General features: G+C 34.7%; 20 protein-coding genes. 4 read left to right on the top strand and 16 right to left on the bottom strand.

Going from position 1 to position 19,193, the window contains the following annotated elements:
• Positions 1 to 66 precede the first annotated feature (66 nt).
• From AAYQ19_RS12420 to AAYQ19_RS12430, 3 genes are all read left to right on the top strand, one after another.
• Positions 67 to 807 carry a lysophospholipid acyltransferase family protein gene (locus AAYQ19_RS12420; RefSeq protein ID WP_343536641.1) on the top strand — a complete coding sequence of 247 codons (741 nt, stop codon included), beginning with the start codon at positions 67 to 69 and terminating at the stop codon, positions 805 to 807.
• Positions 808 to 861: 54 nt separating this feature from the next.
• Positions 862 to 1,854: an acyl-ACP desaturase gene (locus AAYQ19_RS12425; protein WP_132987725.1), complete on the top strand. Its 993-nt coding sequence runs from the start codon at positions 862 to 864 to the stop codon at positions 1,852 to 1,854.
• A 229-nt stretch (positions 1,855 to 2,083) separates the two neighbouring features.
• Positions 2,084 to 2,737 (top strand): HD domain-containing protein, encoded by a 654-nt coding sequence (locus AAYQ19_RS12430; RefSeq protein ID WP_343536645.1) that lies wholly within the window; start codon positions 2,084 to 2,086, stop codon positions 2,735 to 2,737.
• Positions 2,738 to 2,792: 55 nt separating this feature from the next.
• On the opposite strand, the gene AAYQ19_RS12435 is transcribed toward AAYQ19_RS12430, so the two are convergent.
• The 5 genes from AAYQ19_RS12435 to AAYQ19_RS12455 all read right to left on the bottom strand — a co-directional run bounded on the left by AAYQ19_RS12435 (position 2,793) and on the right by AAYQ19_RS12455 (position 7,303).
• The gene (locus AAYQ19_RS12435; protein WP_343536647.1) at positions 2,793 to 3,716 is read right to left on the bottom strand and encodes an alpha/beta fold hydrolase; all 924 of its coding nucleotides are present in this window, start codon (positions 3,714 to 3,716) and stop codon (positions 2,793 to 2,795) included.
• Positions 3,717 to 4,065: 349 nt separating this feature from the next.
• Positions 4,066 to 4,188, bottom strand: a complete 123-nt coding sequence (locus AAYQ19_RS12440; RefSeq protein WP_343536649.1) for a FeoB-associated Cys-rich membrane protein — start codon at positions 4,186 to 4,188, stop codon at positions 4,066 to 4,068.
• A gap of 7 nt (positions 4,189 to 4,195) precedes the next feature.
• A complete protein-coding gene (gene feoB / locus AAYQ19_RS12445) occupies positions 4,196 to 6,295 on the bottom strand; it encodes a ferrous iron transport protein B (protein ID WP_343536651.1) in 2,100 nt (699 codons plus the stop codon).
• Positions 6,295 to 6,534 (bottom strand): FeoA family protein, encoded by a 240-nt coding sequence (locus AAYQ19_RS12450; protein WP_343536653.1) that lies wholly within the window; start codon positions 6,532 to 6,534, stop codon positions 6,295 to 6,297. Before AAYQ19_RS12450 ends, feoB begins: the two co-directional genes overlap by 1 nt.
• 103 nt (positions 6,535 to 6,637) lie before the next feature.
• Positions 6,638 to 7,303 (bottom strand): SCO family protein, encoded by a 666-nt coding sequence (locus AAYQ19_RS12455; protein WP_343536654.1) that lies wholly within the window; start codon positions 7,301 to 7,303, stop codon positions 6,638 to 6,640.
• Between the two features lie 279 nt (positions 7,304 to 7,582).
• Between AAYQ19_RS12455 and AAYQ19_RS12460 the strand changes: the two genes are divergently transcribed.
• A complete protein-coding gene (locus tag AAYQ19_RS12460; RefSeq protein WP_343536656.1) occupies positions 7,583 to 9,643 on the top strand; it encodes a M13 family metallopeptidase in 2,061 nt (686 codons plus the stop codon).
• A 69-nt stretch (positions 9,644 to 9,712) separates the two neighbouring features.
• On the opposite strand, the gene AAYQ19_RS12465 is transcribed toward AAYQ19_RS12460, so the two are convergent.
• The 11 genes from AAYQ19_RS12465 to hemA all read right to left on the bottom strand — a co-directional run bounded on the left by AAYQ19_RS12465 (position 9,713) and on the right by hemA (position 19,139).
• Positions 9,713 to 10,123, bottom strand: a complete 411-nt coding sequence (locus AAYQ19_RS12465) for a c-type cytochrome (RefSeq protein WP_343536658.1) — start codon at positions 10,121 to 10,123, stop codon at positions 9,713 to 9,715.
• 1 nt (position 10,124) lies between these two features.
• Positions 10,125 to 11,117, bottom strand: coding sequence for a porphobilinogen synthase (gene hemB / locus AAYQ19_RS12470; RefSeq protein WP_343536659.1), 993 nt, complete (start codon positions 11,115 to 11,117; stop codon positions 10,125 to 10,127).
• Positions 11,118 to 11,194: 77 nt separating this feature from the next.
• Complete coding sequence (locus tag AAYQ19_RS12475; RefSeq protein ID WP_343536660.1) at positions 11,195 to 12,091, bottom strand: fructose bisphosphate aldolase; 897 nt, start codon at positions 12,089 to 12,091, stop codon at positions 11,195 to 11,197.
• A 78-nt stretch (positions 12,092 to 12,169) separates the two neighbouring features.
• Positions 12,170 to 13,108 (bottom strand): DUF4421 family protein, encoded by a 939-nt coding sequence (locus AAYQ19_RS12480; RefSeq protein ID WP_343536661.1) that lies wholly within the window; start codon positions 13,106 to 13,108, stop codon positions 12,170 to 12,172.
• Complete coding sequence (hemF, locus tag AAYQ19_RS12485; RefSeq protein ID WP_343536663.1) at positions 13,099 to 14,001, bottom strand: oxygen-dependent coproporphyrinogen oxidase; 903 nt, start codon at positions 13,999 to 14,001, stop codon at positions 13,099 to 13,101. Before hemF ends, AAYQ19_RS12480 begins: the two co-directional genes overlap by 10 nt.
• The gene (locus AAYQ19_RS12490) at positions 13,998 to 14,543 is read right to left on the bottom strand and encodes a GNAT family N-acetyltransferase (protein WP_343536665.1); all 546 of its coding nucleotides are present in this window, start codon (positions 14,541 to 14,543) and stop codon (positions 13,998 to 14,000) included. Before AAYQ19_RS12490 ends, hemF begins: the two co-directional genes overlap by 4 nt.
• Before the next feature lie 2 nt (positions 14,544 to 14,545).
• Positions 14,546 to 14,923 (bottom strand): hypothetical protein, encoded by a 378-nt coding sequence (locus AAYQ19_RS12495; RefSeq protein WP_343536666.1) that lies wholly within the window; start codon positions 14,921 to 14,923, stop codon positions 14,546 to 14,548.
• Between the two features lie 74 nt (positions 14,924 to 14,997).
• Complete coding sequence (gene hemE / locus AAYQ19_RS12500; protein ID WP_343536668.1) at positions 14,998 to 16,023, bottom strand: uroporphyrinogen decarboxylase; 1,026 nt, start codon at positions 16,021 to 16,023, stop codon at positions 14,998 to 15,000.
• A gap of 91 nt (positions 16,024 to 16,114) precedes the next feature.
• Positions 16,115 to 16,780 carry a uroporphyrinogen-III synthase gene (locus AAYQ19_RS12505; protein WP_343536670.1) on the bottom strand — a complete coding sequence of 222 codons (666 nt, stop codon included), beginning with the start codon at positions 16,778 to 16,780 and terminating at the stop codon, positions 16,115 to 16,117.
• The gene (gene hemC / locus AAYQ19_RS12510; protein WP_343536671.1) at positions 16,780 to 17,703 is read right to left on the bottom strand and encodes a hydroxymethylbilane synthase; all 924 of its coding nucleotides are present in this window, start codon (positions 17,701 to 17,703) and stop codon (positions 16,780 to 16,782) included. Before hemC ends, AAYQ19_RS12505 begins: the two co-directional genes overlap by 1 nt.
• A gap of 185 nt (positions 17,704 to 17,888) precedes the next feature.
• Entirely contained in the window at positions 17,889 to 19,139 is a 1,251-nt protein-coding gene (hemA, locus tag AAYQ19_RS12515; protein WP_343536672.1) for a glutamyl-tRNA reductase, read from the bottom strand.
• Positions 19,140 to 19,193 lie beyond the last annotated feature (54 nt).

Genomic DNA, 19,193 nt, shown 5'->3' on the forward strand with positions numbered 1-19,193 from the left:
TTATTGTTTTCAATTTTTATAAGGCTAAAAATATATTTACTACTTTTGGCAATTAATTTTTCAGGCATGCAAAAGATAATTTCGTACCCAATCTCTGTTATTTACTACTTATGTTTTGGTTTGTGTTTGGTGGTTTTTCACCCAATACAATGGATTTGCTTAAATGTTTTTGGATATCAAGCACATAAAAAAAGTGTCGATTATTTGAATTTTTGCCTTTTAAGATGTACAAATCTTGTTGGAACAACGTATAAGGTGACGGGAGTAGAGGATATTCCGAAGGGAGTGCCAATCATTTTTGTTGCCAATCACCAAAGTATGTACGATATCGTTACAATGATTTGGTACTTTAGACGTTTTCATTGTAAATTTGTAAGTAAGAAAGAGTTAGGAAGCGGAATCCCAAGTGTTTCTTTCAATTTGAAATACGGCGGATCAGTACTTATTGACCGAAAAGACCCTAAACAAGCAATTCCAGTAATTAAAGGCTTGTCTGAATATATTGAAAAAAATACCAGATCTGCGGTGATCTTTCCAGAAGGAACGCGCAGTAAAACAGGAAAACCAAAAGAATTTGCGCAAAGCGGTTTAAAAATTTTATGCAAATATGCACCATCAGCATATGTTGTTCCGGTTAGCATAAACAATTCTTGGAAAATGGTCCGTTACGGAATGTTTCCTGTTGGTTTAGGAAATCATTTGACTTTTACCGCACATAAAGCAATGGCTGTAAAAGATTATGATTTTGCAGAATTAATGGCTTTAACAGAAAAGGCTGTAGTAGAAGGAGTAAACGAGTATAAATAGATTTTCGTTTTCAGCGAAAATGCTGAAACTTAAATCCCAAATCAAAAATAAGTAATGTCTATAAAAAATATTAGATTAGAAGTAATGCAGTTTTTGGAAAAAAACGTGGATAGCTTCGTTGAACAGTATTTAATTCCAGTGGAAAAAATTTGGCAGCCGTCAGACTTTTTGCCTAATTCAGAAGGAGAAAACTTCTTTGAAGAGGTAAAAGAGTTACGCGAAATTGCTAAAGAACTTCCATATGATTTCTGGGTTACGCTTGTTGGTGACACGATCACTGAGGAAGCTTTGCCTACATATGAATCTTGGTTAATGGATGTAGAAGGTGTAGATCAAGTAGAGAACGGTGGAAATGGATGGTCAAAATGGATCAGACAATGGACTGGAGAAGAAAACCGCCACGGAGATCTATTAAATAAATACTTGTATTTGTCTGGTCGTGTGAATATGCGTGAAATCGAAATGACAACACAGCACTTGATCAACGACGGTTTTGATATTGGAACTGGAACTGACCCATACAAAAACTTTGTATATACTAGTTTTCAGGAATTAGCAACTTATGTTTCGCACAATAGAGTTTCGCAAATTGCAAAGAAATTTGGTGATAACAAGTTGTCTAAAATGTGTAAAATGATTGCAGGTGACGAAATGCGTCACCACCATGCATACAGCGAATTCGTAACAAGAATTTTCCAAGTTGATCCAAGCGAGATGATGTTGGCTTTTCAATATATGATGAAGCAAAAAATCGTTATGCCGGCTCACTTTTTAAGAGAATCAGGCCAAAAAATCAGTTCTGCTTTTGAGCAATTCTCAGATTCAGCACAACGTATCGGAGTTTATACAGCTAATGATTATGTTGATATCATGCAGAAATTGATGAACAAATGGGAAATCGACAAAATTTCGAATTTAACTGACGAGGCTGAAAAAGCTCGTGATTATTTAATGAAATTGCCAGCTCGTATGGCTAGAATTTCTGAAAGATTAGTAATTCCTGCGGAGTCTCATATTTTTAAATGGGTTGAACCAGCAAGACTTTAAAGATTTTAGTAGATTTCAGATTTTTTGGAATTTGGAATCTGGAAATTCAGCTAAGGCAACTATGTTGCTTTAATTGAAAATTAAAATATATTTGTTGATTGTCATAGCTTTACCAGCTTTTTGACAATCAACATTTTTTATAAAACGCAACTATTTATCTGTCAAATTTGTCAAATCAGCAAAATCTGTGCGTTAAAGGATTTGCTTATTTATTGTAAAAAATACAACTATGAATACCTCTGAATTGATCCATAAAACAATCACTTTTGTAAAAGAAAAATTGAATGACGCTGAAGGAGGTCATGATTGGTTTCATATTGAACGAGTTTATAAAAATGCTCTTTTGATAGCAAAAGACACCGAATGTAATCTTGAAATTGTGCAATTGGGAGCTTTGCTTCATGATATTGCCGACAGCAAATTTCATAATGGAGATGAAAGTATTGGTCCAAGAACAGCAAGAGCTTTTTTAGAAACTGAAAATGTTTCTGAGGACATCATCCAGCATGTAGTCGATATCATTGAAAATATCTCTTATAAAGGCGGAAATTTCGAAAAGAAGTTCTCATCAGTCGAATTGGATATTGTTCAAGATGCAGATCGTTTGGATGCGATTGGTGCAATTGGTGTTGCCAGAGCGTTTAATTATGGAGGATTTAAAAACCGAGCATTGTATGATCCCGAAATTGCGCCGTTAACTAATATGACGAAAGAGGAGTATAAAAAGAATAATGCTCCAACCATAAATCACTTTTATGAGAAGCTTTTGCTTTTGAAAGATAAAATGAATACCGAAAAAGGAAAACAAATAGCGGCCGAAAGACATCGCTTCATGGAATTATTTCTTGCTCAGTTTTATGCTGAATGGGAGGGAGTTAAGTAGTTTTAGTCTCGGTAAAATCTAAAGATAGTCTTGCTTCTTTTCATCTTTCCATTTCTCATTTAACTTTTTGAACGAATTTCTGAATCGTGTTTTTAAATTCCTTGTTTTGTTCGTAATACAAAATGTGTCCGCCCTCAATGATTTTGACTTCTTGGTTTGGGAATTTAAATAAACGATAATGATTTGGTCCAATGTTGTTGTCTTTTGTTCCAGAGATTATTAGTGTTGGAACTTTGATTGAAGCTGTTTCTTTTGTGAAATCACTGAAATATAACGGTCCGCTTAATGCAAATTGCGCAAATGAAGAATTTCTTTTTTCGCTGTTATCAATGCTGTCTAGTTTTTCAACTGTAGTTCTATTGTCTGAGAGTATCTTATAATCCAAATCTGCTTTTTTGATCTTTGTTTTGGCTTCAAAAAAGGAACTCAATATGGAATCCTTGTTTTTTACTGAAAAATCTTCCCCTAACGTTTTGCCCATGAAAGCAATTTGATTGAGAAGCGAATCATTAATATCAAGTGTGGCATTGAGTAAAATCAAGCCCTTTACATGTTGAGGATATTTTTCGGCATATTTAGTGGCTAGAATTCCTCCAAATGAATGTCCAATTATAAATACTTTTTGGGTTTTGAGATGCGCGCGAATCTCTTCGATATCATCAATCATCCTGTCCATGCTGTAATTATTGTCGGCTGAAGATCCAGATCGACCACAACCTCTTTGGTCGTAATAACACATTTTTAGTTTGTCTTCTAATGCATTTCCGCCAAATTCTTCAAAAGATTTGCTCCAAGCGCCAGGACCACCGTGTACAAAGATGCAGGTTTCGCCTTTTCCTGAAACTTTCAAAAACAACGAAACTCCATCTGAGGTTTTAAAAATGGTATTAGTTTTTTGCTGTAAATCAGTTTTTGGTTGACTAATGCCGCTTTGTAGAAAAAAGAGAAGCAAGAGCAGAAAAGGGATTTTTGACTTCATTTGTGCTGTTTAAAAACATAAATGTATAACTAAAACAGCAGAGAAAAAACTAATGATTGTTTTTCATTACAAAATAAGTAATTAAAAAAGCACATAAAAACCCAAGTGAAAACCATAATAAACGGGCAACTCTATTATCTCGAACTATTTCAAATCGATCTTCTTTTGTCATTTTTTTATAATTTTAAATTTATTCAAAAATAATACTCATTCGGCTGGTAGATAGACTACTAAAAGTTTTTTAAGTATCAATAAAAGACGTTTTGTTTAGATATAAAAAGCAAAGCTTCACAAAGAAATTGAAAAATCTCCGTGAAGCTTTGTATTTGTTGTAGTGAATTTATGTGAATTAACTACAACCGCAGTTTCCGTCACCGCAGTCTTTTTTCTTTTTAGGTTTAAAAAAGAATTTTTTGATCAAAAAGGCAACGGCAAATCCTAGTATCGTAAAAGCAATTATTTCTTGAATCATGATTTCTTTATTTTAAGAATTGATAGGCAATTAATGCTGATAAATAAGCAAGCGAACTCATGAATACAAGTTGCATTGCTGGCCATTTCCAAGAATTAGTTTCTTTTTTGGTAATGGCTAATGTACTGGCGCACTGCATTGCAAAGGCATAAAAGAGCAACAAGGAAACTCCGGTCGCAAAGTTGAATACTTTTTGTCCAGTTTCAGGTCGGATTTCTGCTTGCATTTTACTTTTAATAGTCGATTCATTATCTGTATCGCCAACGCTGTAAATGGTAGCAAGTGTTCCCACAAAAACTTCACGTGCTGCAAATGAGCTGATTAATGCGATTCCGATTTTCCAGTCGTAACCTAATGGCTCAATTGCCGGCTCGATTGCTCTTCCCATTAATCCGATATACGAGTTTTCTAATTTTTGGGAGGCAACTTCATTTTCAAATTGAATCTCTGTCAAGGCTTTGTCGGCAAATTTTTCTTTAACAATCGTATCGGCTTCGTTGAAATCTTTTCCTGGACCGTAAGAAGCCAAAAACCATAAAATAACCGATATTGCTAAGATAATTTTACCAGCTCCAACAATAAAGGCTTTAGTTTTTTCAACTACATTGATTCCAACATTTTTGAAAAGAGGCATTTTATAACTCGGCATTTCAACTACAAAATACGTTTTTGACTCTAATTTTAAAACCTTATTTAAAATATAAGCCGATAAAATAGCCGTTCCAAATCCTAAAACATAAAGACACATCAACGTCAATCCTTGTAGATTTAATATTCCAAAAACGCGCGTGCTCGGAATGACTAATGAAATGATGATTGCGTAAACAGGCAATCTCGCCGAACAAGTCGTTAATGGTGTTACCAAGATCGTAATAAGGCGTTCTTTCCAATTTTCAATATTTCGAGTTGCCATAATTGCAGGAATAGCACAAGCCGTTCCCGAAATTAAAGGCACAACGCTTTTTCCCGAAAGTCCAAATTTGCGCATGATTTTATCCATCAGAAAAACAACTCGGCTCATATAACCGCTTTCTTCCAAGATGGATATGAAGAGGAATAAAAAGGCAATTTGTGGAATGAAAATAATAACACCGCCAATTCCCGGAATGATTCCCTGCGAAAGCAAATCGGTCAAGATACCGCTTGGCAATTCTTGAGCTGTCCAAGCACTTAATGAAGCAAATGTGCTGTCAATAAAATCCATCGGAATGGTTGACCAACTGAAAATCGATTGGAAAATCAAAAATAAAATAGCGAAGAAAATAACGTAACCCCAAACTTTATGCGTTAATATGCGGTCTAGTTTTGCACGAATGTCTTTTGCCATTGAGGCGTCTACTTTTAAACCTTCTTTTAAAACATCATTTATAAATTGATAACGTTTGATGGTTTCTTTTTGCTGTAGACGTTTTAATTCAGAATGCGATTTTGTGAAAGTGCTTCTGATTTCATTTCGATCCAAATTCGAAAAATTGACATCTTGCGTAATGACAAGCCATAATTTATACAGCAATTGATTTGGAAAAGCGTGTTGTAATTTTTTAAAATATTCTTCGTCAATTACTGAAGCGTTTAAGCAAGGTTCGTGCGGAATTGTTTTATAGGAAACAATCAATTCCTTTAATTCTTCAATTCCTAAACCTTTTCTAGAACTGACTAAAGCAATTTTGGTTCTTAGTTTTTCTTCTAAAAGCGGAATATCAAGGGAAATTCCTTTGCGTTCCATTCGATCAGACATGTTGATGACTAAAATCGTCGGAATTTGAAGATCTTTTATTTGCGTGTAAATCAGTAAATTTCTTTTCAGATTTTCAACATCAGTCACAACAACTGCAACATCTGGATATAATTTGTCGTTTTTGTTCAGCAAAAGTTCGATTACTACACTTTCGTCCATTGAACTAGCGTTCAAACTATACGTTCCAGGCAAATCCAGAATATTGGCTTTGATGTTATGGGGAAGTTTGCAAAACCCCATTTTTTTCTCCACCGTAATTCCTGGATAATTTCCAACTTGTTGATTTAAACCTGTAAGCTGATTAAAAACGGAAGTCTTTCCTGTATTTGGATTCCCGATAAGGGCAACATTAATATTTTGAACACTCATTACAAATTGTTTTCGATAAGTTCAACTTCAATTTCACGAGCAGTTTCAATACGAATCGCTACATGCGAACCGTTTATGTCTAAATAAAGTGGATCTCCAAAAGGAGCAATTTGAATTAATTCGACCAAGCTGCCCGGCAAACAACCCATTTCTAATAATTTTAGAGGAACAAGATCGATATCAAAATCTTTGATAATGGCTTTTTCGCCTTTTTTCAGAGTGTGAATTGTATTTTGCAAGCTTATTTAGATTGAATTTAGATTGCAAAAGTAGGCAATTATTCTTTATTTCAAGGCATTTAACACTCTTGATTATGCTAAATCTTTCTAAAAATAAGGGATTTTACTCTTTCGACAAGAAATCAATGTCTTCTAAAAGACGTTTGATTTCCTCTTTGTTTGTTCCGTCATAAAAACCGCGAACACGTCGTTTTTGATCTACCAAAACAAAATTCTCTGTATGAACCATATCATACAACTGATCTGGACGACCTAATTTCACCGCTAGATACGATTTTCTAGCCATCGTGTAGATTTCTTTTTTATCACCAGTTACTAAATTCCATTTGCCGTCAACAACACCATATTTTATAGCATAAGCTTTTAAAACCGATACACTGTCGACCTCTGGAAAAACAGTATGGGAAAGCAACATGACTTTCGGGTTGTTCAAAACAGCTTTTTGAACCTCAACAAGATTGGTTGACATTTTCGGACAGATAGAGCCACACGTTGTGAAGAAGAAATCGGCAACGTAAATTTTTCCCTCGTAATTTTTTTGCGTTATGGTATCTCCATTTTGGTTTACAAACGAAAAATCGGCAATTGTATGGTATTTGCTTTTATACTGAATCGTACTGTCTACTAATTCTGGATTGACATCAGAAGGATTATATATAGGAAGTGTTTTCTGTGGTTTTAAAGCCGAATAAAACAAGGATATAGTAACAACCGAAAATACAATTAATACAATAAAGAATTTGCGGTATTTGTAAAGAAGCGATTTCATAAAAATAATTTGGCGCAAAAATACGAAAAGAGCATTTTAAAGTCTTAATTATAACGGCTTTTTAACAAATTGAAAACTCAAATTCCAATCTTGTTTTTCGGTTAGAATTTTTTATTGAATTTTTTTTGTAACAAAATGATACTTGTGTAGACAAATGTTTAACTGAAGCTGTTATAAAAGAATATCTTCAAAAAGAATCTGTTAATTATTGATGAATTTTAACATAACTTTCAAAATAATAACAATATGTTTGTATATATACTAAAACAATAAATTATAATGATTAAAAAGCTTACTAAACCAATGTTTTGTGTAGTTTCTGCAATGTTTTCATTAACTGCAGTTCAAGCTCAAAGTGCAAAACCAAAAGAACCAGGTATCAATGTTGCTAATATGGATACAAAAGTAAGTCCAGGTCAGGACTTTTTTCGTTATGTAAACGGAGCTTGGTTAGACAAGACTGAAATTCCTAGCGATAGAAACGCTTGGGGAAGTTTTAATGAATTACGTCAAAAAACAGACGAGAATTCTCTTGCGATCTTAAAAGAAGCTTCGAAAGATCCGAAGTATAAATCAAATACAGATCAAGGTAAAGCAATTGCTTTATTCAACACGATCATGGATACGGTTGGAAGAAATAAAAGAGGAGTTACACAACTTCAGCCTTATTTGAAGAAAATCGATGCCATTAAAAATGTTGCTGATCTTCAAGCTTACATGACTGAAATGCAACTTGTAGGAGGTTCAGGTTTTTTTGGAGTGTATGTTGGAGCAGATGCTAAAAACAGTAACAAAAACTCTGTAACATTAAGCCCAGGAACTCTTGGATTGTCTGATAAAGATTACTACAATTCAGATGATAAAGATTCGAAAGAAAAACGTGAAAAATATGAACTTCACGTTGCTCGTATGATGCAATACATTGGAGAATCTCCTGCTAAAGCAAAAGAAAGTGCAAAACAAATTCTAGCTTTAGAAGTAGAAATGTCTTCACCAAGATTGGATCGTGTTGAAAGAAGAGACAGAAGAAAACAATACAATCCAACAGCTGTTGCTGATTTGAAAAAGAATACGCCATCAATTCAATGGGAAAAATATTTCTCAGGAATTGGAATGACAAAATTAGATACTGTAAACGTAGCGCAGCCTCGTTACATGATCGCTCTTGAAAAAACTTTTACGGAGAAAAAAGTAGAAGCTTGGAAAGAGTATTTGAAATGGTCTCTTTTAAACAGAGCCGCTTCAAGTTTGACTACAGAGATCGAAAATGCAAACTTTGATTTTTACGGAAAAACATTAACTGGAGCTTTAAAACAACGTCCACGTGAAGAAGTTGCTTTGCAAGTTATCAACGGAGCAACAGGAGAAGCTTTAGGAAAACTTTACGTAGAGAAATTATTCCCAGCTGAAGCAAAAGCAAAAGCAAAAGACATGATTTCTAATGTAATGCTTGCTTATGAAAATAGAATCAATGCTTTGCCTTGGATGTCAAAAGAAACTAAAGCAAAAGCAATTGAAAAATTAAGAAAATTAACGGTTAAAATTGGATATCCTGACAAATGGAAAGATTATTCAGCTTTAGTGATTAAAAACGTTAATGAAGGTGGAACTTATTTTGACAATATGAAAAATATTTCAAAATGGGCTTACGCTGACAACCTTTCTAAACTTGGAAAACCAGTTGATAAATCAGAGTGGGGAATGTCTCCACAAACGGTTAATGCTTATTTCAATCCATCTTACAACGAGATTGTTTTCCCAGCAGCGATTTTACAACCACCTTTCTACAATTACCAAGCTGACGAAGCTGTAAATTATGGTGGAATCGGAGCGGTTATCGGTCACGAAATCTCTCACGGATTTGATGATTCTGGTGCTCGTTACAATGCTGACGGAAACTTAGTTGACTGGTGGACTCCTGAAGACTTAAAACAATTTACAGAACTTGGAGGGAAATTGGCGGCACAATATAGTGCTTTAGAGCCATTGCCAGGAATTCACGTTGATGGTAAATTTACTTTAGGTGAAAACATTGGTGACTTAGGAGGAACAAATGCTGCTTATGATGGTTTACAGTTATACTTGAAATCTCATGGAAATCCTGGATTAATCGACGGATTTACTCCAGAGCAACGTTTCTTTATTTCTTGGGCAACAGTTTGGAGAACAAAAGCTAGAGATGAGGCTATTAAAAGCCAAGTTAAAACAGACCCACACTCTCCAGGAATGTACAGAGCAGTTGTGCCAATCCAAAATTTAGATTCTTTCTATGAAGCTTTTGGAATCAAAAAAGGTGATGCGATGTATGTTGAACCAGAGAAGAGAGTTAAAATCTGGTAATATTCAATTTACTTAATATAAAAACGGCGCTGATTTCAGCGCCGTTTTTTTGTTTGTATAACATTTGTTTTATTTCAGATTACTGTAAATATAAGCTTCAATTGCCTTTAATTCTTCGTCAGACATGGTCTGTGTTACCGCAAAGTTTGTTTTCATTACAGCAAATTGGCTTGGATCAACAATCGGTTCAGCATTTCCTTTTAAGAAAGTAGGAATGTCGCCTTTTTTGTCTTTGTAGATTTTTGCGATTTCCTGAATACTTGGTCCAATTACTTTTTCCCCCACCTGATGGCAAGAAGTGCAATTTCCTTTTCCTTCAAAAATTTGTTTTCCTAGATCCTCTGGTGTTTTGGCTGTCGCCGATTCTCCTTCAGAAACTGATTCGGTTGTGCTTTCTGTTGCTTTTCCAAAAGGCTCTTGACTCTCTTTTTTGCATGAAGCAAAAGCTAAAACAGCGGCTAAAAATAGTATTTTTTTCATCTTATTTATTTAAAATTACGGCTGCTTCTTTTGCGAAATAAGTAGAGATAATACTAGCCCCTGCACGCTTAATGCAATAAAGTTGCTCTATCATGATTTTGTCGTGATCGAGCCACCCTTTTTCTGCTGCGGCCTTTACCATCGCGTACTCACCAGATACTTGATAAACTGCAACTGGCACATGAACGGCATTTTTTACTTCACGAACGATGTCTAAATAGGCCATTCCTGGTTTTACCATTACGATGTCTGCACCTTCTTCAACGTCTAATAATGCTTCTCGAATTCCTTCAATTCTGTTGGCATAATCCATTTGATATGTCTTTTTGTCTTTTGGGATATTTTGCGAATCAACCGGAGCAGAATCCAATGCATCACGAAATGGTCCGTAAAAAGCTGAAGCATATTTTGCACTGTAACTCATTATCCCCACGTTATGGTGACCATTTTGTTCCAATGCTTTTCTGATTGCCAAAACTCTTCCATCCATCATATCGCTTGGCGCAACAAAATCGGCACCAGCTTCAGCGTGGCTCAAACTCATTCGGGTTAAAGCGTCAACAGTTGCGTCGTTGATTAATTGACCATTTTCTATAATTCCGTCATGACCATAAATTGAATACGGATCTAAAGCAACATCCGGCATTACAATCATTTCTGGAACTGCATCTTTAATCGCGCGGATTGTTTGTTGCATCAAACCATCTTTATTCCAGGCTTCAGTACCTTTATTGTCTTTTAGATTATCGCTTACTTTTACGTAAATATTTACCGCTTTAATGCCTAAATCCCAAGCTTCTTTAACTTCTTTGATGGTGTTATCTAATGAATGACGGTAAATTCCAGGCATTGAAGGTATTGCTGATTTTATGTCTTTTCCTTCGGCAACAAACATTGGAAGCATAAAATCCTGAGGACTTAAGTTTGTTTCACGAACTAAAGAACGAATTGATTCATTGGTTCTTAAACGACGGTTTCTTTGTAATGGGAACATTTTAATTTGTTTAAAGTTTAAAGTTTCAGGTTTTATCCTGAAAATATTCATTTTTTGTGTTTTATTTTCTAAACCTTTTATGTAATTGAGGCTTTGTAAATCTCTTTAATTGTGTTGCTTAACTCAGAATTAAAATCTGCATCTGATTGTCCTGCTGAAAGTCCTTCTGATAATGCTCTTGAGAAACTCGCAATCAATCCGTGATTTTGTGCCAATTTATCATTTGCATCTTCTCGAGAATAACCGCCTGATAAGGCTACAACGCGCACAACATGTGGGTCTGACATTAATTCGTTATAAAAATCATTCACAGTTGGAATCGAAAGTTTCAGCATCACTTTTACATCTTTGTCTAATAAGTTCAGCTGTTTTTTGATTTCTTCTTTCAGAATTTCTTCTGATTTCGCTTTATCTGCACTATAAATATCAACTTCCGGCTCAATAATTGGCACTAAACCTTTTTTAAAGATTTGCAAACCTACTTCAAATTGTTGTTCAACAACTGCTCGAATCCCTTCAGCATTTGCTTCTTTAATCACAGAACGCATTTTTGTTCCAAAAATATTTCGCGCAACAGCGCGATCAAGCAGATCGTCTAAATTTGATATCGGTTTCATCAATTGAACTCCGTTTGAAAGATCTGCAAGTCCTTTGTCGACTTTCAAAAACGGAACGATATTTTTCTTTTCCCACAAATAATCGGCAGTCCATTGTCCGTCTATTTTTCGGTCCATTGTATTTTCAAACAAAATAGCGCCCAGGATATATTCGCTATCAAATGCTGGACTCTTGATGATTCTTGTTCGCATTTCGTGCACAAGTGTGTACATTTCTTCTTCGTTCGAATAACTGTTTTCAGTTACACCGTATTGTGCCAAAGCTTTTGGTGTACTGCCACCGCTTTGATCCAAAGCGGCAATAAATCCTTTTCCCGAATGCATTTTCTTCAATTGTGCTTCATTTCTATTTTCCATAATAATTGAATTTATTATTTATAAATATTCCGTTAGTTTGAGTCTTTTTATTGGGGCTGGTTTATTTTGAAAATGGTTTTAAAGTCCTATTTTTTTATTTACGTTGTCATAAACTTCTTTAACTTTTTTAGGTGGATCAAATCGATAGCCTATTGAAAGTTTTACAGTTGCGATGTTATCATTTAATCTTGGATCAACTTTGTCATCTTGAAGAAAACTTACTGAATTTAATGTGGCAAATCCGAAAAAACGATCTTTATTGTAAGCCAATTTTAGATTCAGATCTGCTTGATACAAAGCAGAAGTATCCCCGTCAATAGTATTAATTCCGGCTCCTAAAGCAATTCCTGTTCCAATTAAAACCCGATCACTTATAACAAAGTTATAAAAATAGGAAGGAGCTAATGTAAAAACATAAAGATCTCCAGGAGATGAATCAGGCGTGTTCAAGTCTAAGTTAGTGTAATAAAACGAGAAAGTAGGAATGAAACTTCCCGAACTTTTAGTTTGCCATTCGTTTTGACTAACTAAGGTTTTAAAAGAGAATTTATCGTTGAAAATATAAGCCGTCGATCCACCGATTTTTGTGGTACGCATATCGGGAAGTTGTGCTTTAATATTATCATCACTGACATAAAATCCTTTTTGATTGATGAAAGTGAACGACTGCATCCATTTCTTATAATAAAAACGAGTGTTGAAATTGAAATTCTTAGAATGCGAGTCGCCCGTGTTCCCGCCAAGGAATTTAGGAGCGAAACCAATAGTAATATCAATTATTTTATAACTTAAACTAAATCCAATTTGCTCCTTGCGATTAGGAATAAGATTTAAATATATTTTAGGATCCTGAGTGTCTGAAGTAATTTGAAAACTATTGGATGTGTCCAAATAATAAATACTCGCTGTGACTTTGTCTGAATATGATTTAAAATACAGATTCTGCAAAGTGTCATTTTGGGCAAAACACCCAAAAAGACCTGCAAAAAACGATATGTAAATCAGTTTTAAATCCATTCACGCGGATTTTCTAATACATTTATCAATTTTTCTTCTTCACTTCCAACTTCTGGATGATGATCGTAAACCCATTGTACATGTGGAGGTAAACTCATCAAAATACTCTCGATTCTTCCATTTGTTTTTAAACCAAATAATGTGCCTTTATCGTGAACCAAATTAAACTCCACATAACGGCCACGACGGATTTCCTGCCAAGTTCTTTGTTCAGGAGAATATGAAAGGTTTTTTCTTCTTTCAACAATTGGTACATAAGCTTGAAGAAAACTATTTCCAACTTCGGTTACGAAATTGTACCAGTTTTCCATTGACATTTGTTCATTTGCTTTGCAATAATCAAAGAACAATCCACCAAGTCCGCGAGCTTCATGACGATGCGCATTCCAAAAATAAGAATCGCATTGTTTTTTATATTTTGGATAAAATTCTGGATTGTGTTTGTCGCATGCTGTTTTACAAGTTTGATGAAAATGAATTGCATCTTCTTCAAACAAATAATAAGGCGTCAAATCTTGTCCTCCACCAAACCATTGTTCGATCACATTTCCTTTTTCGTCATACATTTCGAAATAACGCCAATTCGCATGAACCGTCGGAACCATTGGGTTTTTCGGGTGAATCACTAAACTTAATCCGCAGGCAAAAAAATCAGCTTCACCAACATTGAACATTTTCTGCATCGTTTCCGGAAGTTTTCCATGAACTGCCGAAATGTTTACACCGCCTTTTTCGAAAACATTTCCGTTTTCAATTACGCGTGTTCTTCCGCCACCGCCTTCTGGACGTTTCCATAAGTCTTCGCGGAATTTCGCCGTTCCGTCAACGGCTTCTAATCCTGCAACGATTTGGTCTTGTAAATTTTGTATGTATGCGTAAAATTGGTCTTTCATGATTTTATATATTCTGATTTAAGAAGTCCGAAATAAACAGAATTTTGCAAAGTGCCATCTCCATTTCTAAATTCGTCTCTTAAAATTCCTTCTTGTTTAAAATGGTGTTTCAATGCAATTTTATGACTTGCGATGTTGATTTCTGAAGTGCAAATGAAAACCTTGTTGAGCATTAATTCGTTGAAACAAAAATCAAGCGCATTAGAAACCATTTTCGATGTAATTCCTTTTCCTTGGTAATTTTCGTCCACAAAATATCCCAATTCACATTTAGAAATGCGATAATCAATCGTTTTTACATTCAAATAAGCAATTAATTTATTGGTTTGAATATCGCGGGCGTAAAAATGAAAAGCTTCTTTATTTTTCTCTTTTTCAAGGTTGAATGAAATGAAGTTTTTCGATTTTTCTAAAGAGTCAGAATTTGCCAGTGTTACAGGGAAAGTTTTTTCAATGTGCGATTTATTTTTTTCAATCAGTTTGAAAAACTCTTCGGGAAGAACATTTTCAATTCGTTCTATTTTCCAATCTGTAAAACTCATTTCTATTTGTTTTTTAGTGAAGAAATTTTGGTATTTATTCCGAAAGAAAAAACTTTGCTCTCGGCTTGAATATATTGATAGACAGCCAAAGCTTTATCTTCAAAATTGTAGTTTTCGTCTTTTGAAAGTTCTATCAAAATATCTGCAAACTGTTCCAATTGTTCCCAATCAAAATGAAGACGCATTAATAATGTTGTCAAATCTTCATTAGAATAATCAATTAAACTTTCAATGTTTAATCCGAATTCTTTGAGCTGGTTATCAAGATCTGATTTTTGTAGGTCATTTAAAGGATAAGGTACATAAACAAGAGTTCGTAACGTTTTGAGAACATTATCGATTCTGATTTTTTCTTCGTCTCTTAGGCCTTTGTTAAGCATGGTTTTAATTGTTGGTTGCTGGTTTATGGTTGATAGTTATAATCCAACAACTATCAACCATAAACAATCAACTATTATTGCCCGTATTCCTTCACCGCGTCAATAAACGCTTTTGCGTGATCTACAGGGATATTTGGTAAAATTCCGTGACCTAAATTTACAATATATTTGTCTTTTCCGAATTCGTCGATCATTTCGTGAACCATTTTCTTGATAGTCGGAATTGGAGAAAGCAATCTTGATGGATCAAAGTTTCCTTGTAAAGTAATGTTTCCGCCAGACAAGTAACGTGCATTTCTTGCCGAACATGTCCAGTCAACTCCTAATGCAGAAGCTTTACTTTTACCCATATCGTTAAGAGCAAACCAGCACCCTTTTCCGAAAACAATAACTGGTGTAATTTCAGCTAAAGCATCAACAATCTGATTGATGTATTTCCATGAAAATTCTTGATAATCAACAGGAGAAAGCATTCCTCCCCAAGAATCAAAAATCTGAACGGCATTTACTCCCGATTTTACTTTTTCTTTTAAGTATAAAATAGTCGTGTCTGTGATTTTTTGCAATAAAGTGTGCGCCGCAACTGGGTTTGAAAAGCAAAATCCTTTTGCAGTATCAAAACTTTTAGAACCTTTTCCTTCAACAGCATAACAGAAAATTGTCCAAGGCGAACCTGCGAAACCAATTAACGGAACTTCATCGTTCAACATTTCTTTAGTCAATTTCACTGCGTCAAAAACGTAGCCTAAAGTTTCATTTACATCTGGAACATAAACTTGGTTTACTTGTTCCATGGTACGAATTGGATCAGGAATAATCGGACCTAAATTGTCTTTCAATTCTACGTGAATTCCCATTGCGCGTGGCACAACTAAAATATCTGAGAATAAAATTGCAGCATCTGGAGCAATTCGGCGAATTGGCTGAACGGTGATTTCAGCAGCTAATTCTGGAGTTTCGCAACGTGTAAAAAAATCATATTTATCACGAAGTTCTCTAAATTCTGGCAAATATCTTCCCGCTTGACGCATCATCCATACCGGCGGACGCTGAACTGTTTCTCCTTTTAATGCTTTTAAAAATAGGTCGTTTTTTAACATTTTTTCTTTGCTTTAGGCTTTAAGCTTTAGGCTTTAAGCTTGTTTTTAACTATAATTTTTTGCTTACGGCTTAAAGCCTGAAGCGTATTGCTTACTTGTATTCGTGAATTACATCTTCGATCACGTCTTCAATTGTTGGTTGATCGGCGATGATGATGTTTTTTGTAATTTTTGATAAAGCTTCTGCAGTGGTTTCGCCAATGCAGAAACAGATTTGTTTGTTTATTGTATTGTGTTTCAAGTAACTTTTAACACCAGACGGACTAAAAAACAAAATCGCTTCTGGATTTGCTTTTATTTTCTGAGGTTGCAAAGTAGTTTCGTAAACCTGAATTTCATTGAATTTGATTCCGTTTTCTTTCAAAGCTTCCGGCAAAGTATCTCTTCTTAAGTTTCCGCTGAAAAACGTATAACTCTCATTTCCATAAATCAAAGTGATAATTTCTGCTAAATCCGCTGCGTAACCCGTATAAGCTATAACATTAAAGCCATTATCGCTTAAAAGCGTTTTGGTTTTTGATCCAACGCAATACACATTTTTCTTCTTTAATTGCTCTGAATCAGGATGTGATAAAACACTATGAACCGCATTCTGACTTGTAAAAATCAGACTTTCGTTGAGGTCTTTTAATTCGAAAGGTTTGTTTTCGGTTTTAATGAAATCGGCTTCGATTAATTCAACGCCGTACTTCATCAGCTCTTGTTTATGAAGAGATTCTAATACTTTAGTAGATAATATCTGAACTGGATTCGCCATTATTTTTTCAGGGATTCTTTAATTTTCTGCATTAATTCCGTTCCTCCATTATTCAAAATCTCTTGAGCAGCGTTGAAACCTAATTTTTTCCATTCAGAAATATCAACTGTTTTATTGATTTCCAGTTTTTGTTTTCCATCAATAGAAAGTAAAACACCTTGAAAATGCAAAGTGTCTTCATTTTCATTATAAGTAACCAAAGCTCCAATTGGCGCAGTACATCCGCCTTCAAGCGTTCTTAAAAACTGACGTTCGATATAGGTGCAAATTTCAGTTTCAATATCATTTAACTGAGAAAGCGCATCCAAAGTATAATTGTCATTTTCCATTCCCACAACCAACATTGCTCCTTGTGCTGGCGCAGGAATCATCCAATCTAAGTTGATGAAATTTTCAGGTTTCAGATTAATTCGCTCCAAACCAGCAGCGGCAAAAACAGCCCCGTCCCAGTTGTTGTCTTGCAATTTTTGCATACGCGTATTTACGTTTCCGCGTAAATCAACTACAGTATGATTCGGATATTTATTGAACCATTGTGCCTGGCGACGCAGACTTCCGGTTGCGATAGTGCTTGGATTTGTAAAATCAGGATTTCCTTTATGGACTAAAATATCTAAAACATTGGCTCTTGGTAAAACAGCACCTTGAACGATACCTTTTGGCAAAGCCGTTGGAACATCTTTCATAGAATGCACCGCAATATCAATATCGCCATTGATCATGGCAATGTCTAAAGTTTTGGTGAAGATTCCCGTAATGCCAAGTTCATAAAGAGGTTTGTCCAGAATAATATCACCTTGGGATTTTACCGCAACAATTGAGGTTTTATAACCTAAATCGTTTAGTTTTTTCTCAACAGTGTGTGCCTGCCAAAGTGCTAATTCGCTGTCACGCGTTCCTATTCTGATTGTTTTTTCAGCCATGTTTTGTTTTTTAAACCATATAAGTTATATAAGTAAATTTAAGTAGTTTGGGGTAAAACATACTTGTATATCAAACTAACATAACTTGTTTTTTATTTTTGAACCATATAAGTCATATAAGTAATTTAAGAGGTTTGGGTAAAACACAGTTTTTAAATGAACTTATATGACTTATATGGTTTAAACTAAGATGCTTTTATTTTGAAGACTTTTTCGATCCATTCGATGCTTTCATCGACCATGGTATCGTCGTCTTTTAAATGATTTGCGAAATGTGTAGTGATTTTTTGAATGATGCGATTACTGATGATTTCAGCTTGTTCTTCATTAAAATCGGCAATTTTTTTACTTTGAAAATCCAGTTCAGAAGCTTTAATCGCGTTTAATTTTTCTTTTAAAGCATTGATTGTCGGAGCAAATTTTCTTCCTTTCATCCAAGTCACAAATTCTTCTTTGATTTCTTCGATGATGGCTTCAGCTGCCGGAATGTGTAATTTTCTGTTTTCCAAAGTTTCATCTGTCAATTGAGACAAATAATCCATGTGGATTAACGTTACGCCTTCTAATTCCTCAACATTTTCGTGAACGTTTTTTGGAATAGATAAATCCAAAATCAATAAAGGCTTTTTCAGATTTAAAATCGCTTTGTCAACTGTTGGATTTTGAGCGCCCGTTGCTACAACCACAACATCAGCTTTTTGAAGTTCTAAATGCAATTCAGAGTAATCTTTAACAATCAAATTTAATTTTCCTGCTAATTTCTCTGCTTTATCTTTAGTACGATTTATTAAAGTGATGTGTTCGTTTTTAGTATGTTTTACTAAATTCTCACACGTGTTTCTTCCGATTTTTCCAGTTCCGAAGAGCAAAATGTTTTTATTGCTGATATCTTCTACATTTTTAAGAATGTATTGTACTGATGCAAAAGAAACCGAAGTAGCTCCAGAACTAATCTCAGTTTCGTTTTTAATTCTTTTGCTTGCCTGAATAACTGCATTTACCAGTCTTTCCATAAATGCATTCGCTAAACCTAAAGATTTAGAATGAATGAAACTGGTTTTGATTTGAGATATAATTTCAAAATCACCTAAGATCTGGCTATCTAAACCAGTTCCTACGCGAAATAAATGATTGATTGCTTCTTGATTTTTGTAAACGAAACCAACTCGTTGAAAAGCATCAACAGAACCATTGCTGTTGTCGCAAATTAATTTTATTAATTGAAATGGGTGTTCTGCAAAACCATAAATCTCGGTTCTGTTGCAGGTTGAAGTAACCAGTAGACTTTCTATTCCTTCGTTTTTAGCTTGTTCCAATAGACGAGTCTTTGCAACAGCATCCAAACTAAATTGACCTCTCACCTCAGCATCAGCTTTTTTATAACTCAAACCAACTGAGTAAAAATAAAGGTGTTTCGGTACAGTATTGTTTTCCATAAATTCACTTACATAGAGTGCAACAAAATTATTACTATAGCGCGGATAAAAATA

The sequence above is a fragment of the Flavobacterium mesophilum genome (genome assembly GCF_039581405.1).
Taxonomy (GTDB): Bacteria; Bacteroidota; Bacteroidia; order Flavobacteriales; family Flavobacteriaceae; genus Flavobacterium.

What these genes read in the sequence shown, in the direction of transcription:
- AAYQ19_RS12420 (WP_343536641.1), top strand. Translation starts at nt 67, where the DNA reads ATGCAAAAGATAATTTCGTACCCAATCTCTGTTATTTACTACTTATGT.
- AAYQ19_RS12425 (WP_132987725.1), top strand. Translation starts at nt 862, where the DNA reads ATGTCTATAAAAAATATTAGATTAGAAGTAATGCAGTTTTTGGAAAAA.
- AAYQ19_RS12430 (WP_343536645.1), top strand. Translation starts at nt 2,084, where the DNA reads ATGAATACCTCTGAATTGATCCATAAAACAATCACTTTTGTAAAAGAA.
- AAYQ19_RS12435 (WP_343536647.1), bottom strand. Translation starts at nt 3,716, where the DNA reads ATGAAGTCAAAAATCCCTTTTCTGCTCTTGCTTCTCTTTTTTCTACAA.
- AAYQ19_RS12440 (WP_343536649.1), bottom strand. Translation starts at nt 4,188, where the DNA reads ATGATTCAAGAAATAATTGCTTTTACGATACTAGGATTTGCCGTTGCC.
- feoB (WP_343536651.1), bottom strand. Translation starts at nt 6,295, where the DNA reads ATGAGTGTTCAAAATATTAATGTTGCCCTTATCGGGAATCCAAATACA.
- AAYQ19_RS12455 (WP_343536654.1), bottom strand. Translation starts at nt 7,303, where the DNA reads ATGAAATCGCTTCTTTACAAATACCGCAAATTCTTTATTGTATTAATT.
- AAYQ19_RS12460 (WP_343536656.1), top strand. Translation starts at nt 7,583, where the DNA reads ATGATTAAAAAGCTTACTAAACCAATGTTTTGTGTAGTTTCTGCAATG.
- AAYQ19_RS12465 (WP_343536658.1), bottom strand. Translation starts at nt 10,123, where the DNA reads ATGAAAAAAATACTATTTTTAGCCGCTGTTTTAGCTTTTGCTTCATGC.
- hemB (WP_343536659.1), bottom strand. Translation starts at nt 11,117, where the DNA reads ATGTTCCCATTACAAAGAAACCGTCGTTTAAGAACCAATGAATCAATT.
- AAYQ19_RS12475 (WP_343536660.1), bottom strand. Translation starts at nt 12,091, where the DNA reads ATGGAAAATAGAAATGAAGCACAATTGAAGAAAATGCATTCGGGAAAA.
- AAYQ19_RS12480 (WP_343536661.1), bottom strand. Translation starts at nt 13,108, where the DNA reads ATGGATTTAAAACTGATTTACATATCGTTTTTTGCAGGTCTTTTTGGG.
- hemF (WP_343536663.1), bottom strand. Translation starts at nt 14,001, where the DNA reads ATGAAAGACCAATTTTACGCATACATACAAAATTTACAAGACCAAATC.
- AAYQ19_RS12490 (WP_343536665.1), bottom strand. Translation starts at nt 14,543, where the DNA reads ATGAGTTTTACAGATTGGAAAATAGAACGAATTGAAAATGTTCTTCCC.
- AAYQ19_RS12495 (WP_343536666.1), bottom strand. Translation starts at nt 14,923, where the DNA reads ATGCTTAACAAAGGCCTAAGAGACGAAGAAAAAATCAGAATCGATAAT.
- hemE (WP_343536668.1), bottom strand. Translation starts at nt 16,023, where the DNA reads ATGTTAAAAAACGACCTATTTTTAAAAGCATTAAAAGGAGAAACAGTT.
- AAYQ19_RS12505 (WP_343536670.1), bottom strand. Translation starts at nt 16,780, where the DNA reads ATGGCGAATCCAGTTCAGATATTATCTACTAAAGTATTAGAATCTCTT.
- hemC (WP_343536671.1), bottom strand. Translation starts at nt 17,703, where the DNA reads ATGGCTGAAAAAACAATCAGAATAGGAACGCGTGACAGCGAATTAGCA.
- hemA (WP_343536672.1), bottom strand. Translation starts at nt 19,139, where the DNA reads ATGGAAAACAATACTGTACCGAAACACCTTTATTTTTACTCAGTTGGT.